The organism is Verminephrobacter aporrectodeae subsp. tuberculatae At4 (genome assembly GCF_000193225.1).
GTDB lineage: Bacteria > Pseudomonadota > Gammaproteobacteria > Burkholderiales > Burkholderiaceae_C > Acidovorax > Acidovorax aporrectodeae.
This window is the reverse complement of the sequence record NZ_AFAL01000711.1, coordinates 1-3064: the sequence shown is the minus strand read 5'-3', so window position 1 is coordinate 3064 and position 3064 is coordinate 1. Positions and strand designations below refer to the sequence as shown.

At 64.9% G+C, this 3064-nt stretch carries 2 protein-coding genes; one reads left to right on the top strand and one right to left on the bottom strand.

Annotation, left to right across the window (positions count from 1 at the left end; translation table 11 throughout):
* On the top strand, window positions 1-865 hold an 865-nt coding region (locus tag VTU_RS0120295; RefSeq protein WP_010108005.1), incomplete at its 5' end, for a choice-of-anchor U domain-containing protein.
* A gap of 273 nt (window positions 866-1138) precedes the next feature.
* Here the strand turns inward: VTU_RS0120295 and VTU_RS30860 are convergent.
* Window positions 1139-3064, bottom strand: a 1926-nt coding sequence (locus VTU_RS30860) for a DEAD/DEAH box helicase (RefSeq protein WP_029554604.1), incomplete at its 5' end; no start/stop codon positions are given.

Here is a 3064-nt window from a genome sequence, read left to right as displayed (position 1 = left end):
CGTCGCGAACGCCGTCACCAACGTCACCGTCGAGCCCCAAGCCAAGACCGTCACGCTCACGCTGACCACGGCGGTCACCAGCGACCAGTCGGTCACCGTCGCCTACGCCGACCCCTCTCCGGACAGCAACGACGCCAACGCGATACAGGACGCCCCAGGCAACGACGCACCCAGCTTTGCGGCCACCGCAGTGCTCAACAACACACCCGCGCCAGCAGACACCATGTCCTCGGTGATCCGCACCGCCACAGTCGATAGCGCCATTGCGGCGGACAACCGCACATCCGCGCCCCTGACGAACAAGGACACCCGGGACAACACGAACAGCGACGACAACGGAGACGGCGTCCCGGACAGCACGCAGGCGGCGGTGGCATTGACCCGCCCCGTGCTCAGCCCCACCGGAGCAAGCCAGCCCGTGACCCTGGTAGCAGGCAGCCAGGACGGCAAGCTGGACCCGGACAGCAGCGGTGCACGCGTCACCCGCCTGGAGCAAGAGGACGCACCCGCCCAGTTGCCCCAGGGAATGGAGATGCCCCTCGGACTGCTCAGCTTCGAGACAACACGGGCCACGGGCCGCAGCAGCGAGCCGTTCAGCCTGTACGTGGACGCGGCGCTGGGCGTGGGCGGCTACTGGGTCCAGGACAGCACCGGCACCTGGATCAACCTGAGCAGCGCACCCTACAGCGGCAAGGTAGCCAGCGAACGCGAGCGGCTGCGACTGGACTTTGAAATCACCGATGGCGGGCAGTTCGACGCCGACGGCCAGGCCAACGGCGTCATCACCGCGCCCGGCGCCACAGCGCGGATGCAGTTGTCCGTCGTGGGGCAGACGTCGGATGCGGCCGGCGGCTCCTGGTTCTGAAGGTACAGCGCAGGGCCTGGACAGCGGGCTTGCTGTTCCCCATTCCGAGCAGGGGGGTGCACCGAGTCCGCAACCGCACATCCACCACTTGAGGAGCGGCGCGTGTCAGGATAGTTGTCGCCTCATTCAAACAGCCATCGGCTGAATATCCTGTGCGCGCGAATGCGTCTTGATGACCGAATCGCGTTCGGGGTTGAGGCTCACGGCCTCAATGTGCGACCCGTTGCGTGTAGCGCCAGACCAGCGGGCTTGGTTTGCAGCGTGGCAATGCCTTCAGAGCGAGGCAGCAAATCCCGAGCCACCAGCCCGCAGATGCGTTGCAAGTTTGTCGTACAGCGCGCTGTGCCGTCGCCACAGCGCCAAGTCACCGACGACGTAGATGCGCTCCTTTGCGCGGGTCACGGCCACGTTCAGCAGGTTCGGCTTTGAAACATTGCCGGCAAACTCGCTGATGGCACCCGCTTTGTTCGGGTCGCCGCCCAGCACAAGAATGACGACTGCGGCTTCCTTGCCCTGGAAGGTGTGAACCGTTCCGGCCATGTCTGCGGCTTTTTCAAACCGATTCGCCGAGTAGGCACGGTAGAGCAAGTCCCGCATCCGCGAATCCACGGCCTTGAATGGGCTGATGACGTTGAAATACAGCGCGCCATCCGCGTTGCGGATCGCCCCGCCGGTCATCGCCCGCATGTCCTCCAACATCTTCATGACCCGGTCGCCCTGCTTCGGAATCCAATGGCCTTCGGCATCCGAACTCTCAACGTCGATCCAGCAGCTCGCCCCCAGCCACGCGCAGGCGTCGCGTCTTTCCTGAACGGCGTGAACCATCACGCCGCCGTAGGCGATCTCGTTGGCCACGTCGAACATCGGGTTCAAACAACGTCGGTGCACGCGCAACGGACTGCCGACCCAAGTGGGTTCGCAATCGCCGGTGGCCGCGAGGTACGTGCCGTACTGGTTGCCAATGTCTGCCAGCGATTGTGCGGAGCACTCTCCAGGCGTCCAGAGGCTTTGGGCAGCGCAATGGCTCCGCCAGGGTTCCAGCATCTCGACCGGATGCTTTGCCACCGGCTCGAGCTGGCGCGGGTCGCCCACCACCACAACGCGCTTCGAGCGCCAGATCGCGCCCAATGCTGCCTGGGGCGGTGCCTGGCCAGCTTCATCGATGAGAAGCCACCCCAGACTCTCTCGCCCCATGCCCGCAAACAGCCTGGAGAACGACGCAAAGGTCGACGAGACCACGGGCACCACGAGAAAGAAGGCTTCCCACAAGGCCTGCACCCCGCTCGACACGAGATGGGGCGAACGCGCCCCCTTGAGCACCTCCATGAACAGACCCAGTGTGGGTCTCAATGCGCTCCAGGCGTCGGCGACGAAGGCCTTGTGAACCTCGATCGCATGACGAAATACTTCTCTTCGCAGAAGCAACAATTCCTCGTCCTCGAACGGACTCAACAATTGCAGTTCGGCGTCGTCCAACCCGGCCATTGATGCCTGTCGAATGAAGTCATCGCTGGTGGAATTTTTGGCAAACCAGTTTCCGATGCTGGCGCGCTCTGGAGCGTCCGACTCACTCTTTGCGATCAGCTTCTCCAGGGCGCTCGCTTGGGCCGCCGCCGCATGATTCGCCGCCTCCAGGCGGATTCGCCCGAGTGCGAGCTCTGACGCCAGCTGCGCCATGTTTTGGCCAAGCAGTTCGATCGACTCATCCTGCACACCGTGCGCGCGGGCATTGGCCTGCGCCTCGACCCAGGAGAGTTCGGCCGCTTGTAACCCGGACGTCAGCCTCAGCAACTGGCGGCACCGGATCTCGGCCTGCGCGTGATGCTTCCTCGCAGTTGCCGCAGCGTCGGCGAGCGTGCGCGCCCGCGTGGCAGCCTGTGCGGCACCTTCCCTCCACCGCCTGTTCGCGCCCCGATCAAAGAGGCAGTCCAGAAAGGACGGCTTCTGTGCGTTGATCGTCCCGGATTCGCGCGCCGCAGCGATGGCTTGTTCCTGAAGCATGACGGCCTCAGCCGCCAGCGTGGGCTCCTGGTCCGGATCAAAGTGCTCCTGGAAGGCATCGAGCGCCAGCCGGGCGCTGTCTCGCGCGGCGGTGGTGGCCAGGCGGTGTTCTGCGGCCATCCGGCGGGCCTGCGCTTGAAGATGCTGTGCGGACAAGCTGTCGACGCTCTCGCGCTGCTCGTGCGCCGCTTGCTTCAG